The sequence below is a fragment of the Streptomyces sp. NPDC016640 genome, from assembly GCF_043076215.1.
In the GTDB taxonomy this organism is placed as follows: Bacteria; Actinomycetota; Actinomycetes; order Streptomycetales; family Streptomycetaceae; genus Streptomyces.
Window position 1 is genome coordinate 1 of record NZ_JBIBRG010000048.1, and the last position, 2,030, is coordinate 2,030.

The following is a 2,030-nucleotide window of genomic DNA, read 5'->3' on the forward strand; positions in this document are numbered from 1 at the left end:
GATGGGTAGGGGAGCGTCGTGTGCCGGGTGAAGCAGCCGCGGAAGCGAGTTGTGGACGGTTCACGAGTGAGAATGCAGGCATGAGTAGCGATACAAACGTGAGAAACGTTTGCGCCGATTGACTAAGGGTTCCTGGGTCAAGCTGATCTGCCCAGGGTAAGTCGGGACCTAAGGCGAGGCCGACAGGCGTAGTCGATGGATAACCGGTTGATATTCCGGTACCCGCTGTGAAGCGTCAAACATCGAGCATCGTGATGCTAAGGCCGTGAAGCCGCCCTGATCTCTTCGGAGTTGAGGGGAGTGGTGGAGCCGCCGGCCCAAGCGGTTAGTAGGTGAGTGATGGGGTGACGCAGGAAGGTAGTCCATCCCGGGCGGTGGTTGTCCCGGGGTAAGGGTGTAGGCCGTGCGGCAGGTAAATCCGCCGTACATGAAGGCTGAGACCTGATGCCGAGCCGATTGTGGTGAAGTGGATGATCCTATGCTGTCGAGAAAAGCCTCTAGCGAGTTTCATGGCGGCCCGTACCCTAAACCGACTCAGGTGGTCAGGTAGAGAATACCGAGGCGTTCGGGTGAACTATGGTTAAGGAACTCGGCAAAATGCCCCCGTAACTTCGGGAGAAGGGGGGCCACGTCTGGTGAGAGCATTTACTGTTCGAGCTGGGGGTGGCCGCAGAGACCAGCGAGAAGCGACTGTTTACTAAAAACACAGGTCCGTGCGAAGCCGTAAGGCGATGTATACGGACTGACGCCTGCCCGGTGCTGGAACGTTAAGGGGACCGGTTAGTCACTCTTCGGGGTGGCGAAGCTGAGAACTTAAGCGCCAGTAAACGGCGGTGGTAACTATAACCATCCTAAGGTAGCGAAATTCCTTGTCGGGTAAGTTCCGACCTGCACGAATGGCGTAACGACTTCTCGACTGTCTCAACCATAGGCCCGGTGAAATTGCACTACGAGTAAAGATGCTCGTTTCGCGCAGCAGGACGGAAAGACCCCGGGACCTTTACTACAGTTTGATATTGGTGTTCGGTTCGGCTTGTGTAGGATAGCTGGGAGACTGTGAAGCCGTCACGCCAGTGGTGGTGGAGTCGTCGTTGAAATACCAGTCTGGTCGTGCTGGATGTCTAACCTGGGTCCGTGATCCGGATCAGGGACAGTGTCTGATGGGTAGTTTAACTGGGGCGGTTGCCTCCTAAAGAGTAACGGAGGCGCCCAAAGGTTCCCTCAGCCTGGTTGGCAATCAGGTGTTGAGTGTAAGTGCACAAGGGAGCTTGACTGTGAGACCGACGGGTCGAGCAGGGACGAAAGTCGGGACTAGTGATCCGGCGGTGGCTTGTGGAAGCGCCGTCGCTCAACGGATAAAAGGTACCCCGGGGATAACAGGCTGATCTTCCCCAAGAGTCCATATCGACGGGATGGTTTGGCACCTCGATGTCGGCTCGTCGCATCCTGGGGCTGGAGTCGGTCCCAAGGGTTGGGCTGTTCGCCCATTAAAGCGGTACGCGAGCTGGGTTTAGAACGTCGTGAGACAGTTCGGTCCCTATCCGCTGTGCGCGTAGGAGTCTTGAGAAGGGCTGTCCCTAGTACGAGAGGACCGGGACGGACGAACCTCTGGTGTGCCAGTTGTCCTGCCAAGGGCATGGCTGGTTGGCTACGTTCGGGAGGGATAACCGCTGAAAGCATCTAAGCGGGAAGCCTGCTTCGAGATGAGGACTCCCACCTCCATGAGAGGGTAAGGCTCCCAGTAGACGACTGGGTTGATAGGCCGGATATGGAAGCACGGTAACGTGTGGAGTTGACCGGTACTAATAGGCCGAGGGCTTGTCCTCAGTTGCTCGCGTCCACTGTGTTGGTTCTGAAACCACGAACAACCCCGTGTGTGGTCACGCACGGTGCGGTTGGCAGTTTCATAGTGTTTCGGTGGTCATAGCGTAGGGGAAACGCCCGGTTACATTCCGAACCCGGAAGCTAAGCCTTACAGCGCCGATGGTACTGCAGGGGGGACCCTGTGGGAGAGTAGGACGCCGCCGAAC

Annotated in this window: 2 rRNA genes; both read left to right on the forward strand. The window is 57.2% G+C overall.

The features are described 5' to 3' along the window. Positions 1-1,826: ribosomal RNA gene (locus ACF07S_RS33440) — 23S ribosomal RNA — on the forward strand; the annotation flags it as partial. An 87-nt stretch (positions 1,827-1,913) separates the two neighbouring features. Continuing rightward, positions 1,914-2,030 (forward strand): 5S ribosomal RNA (gene rrf, locus ACF07S_RS33445).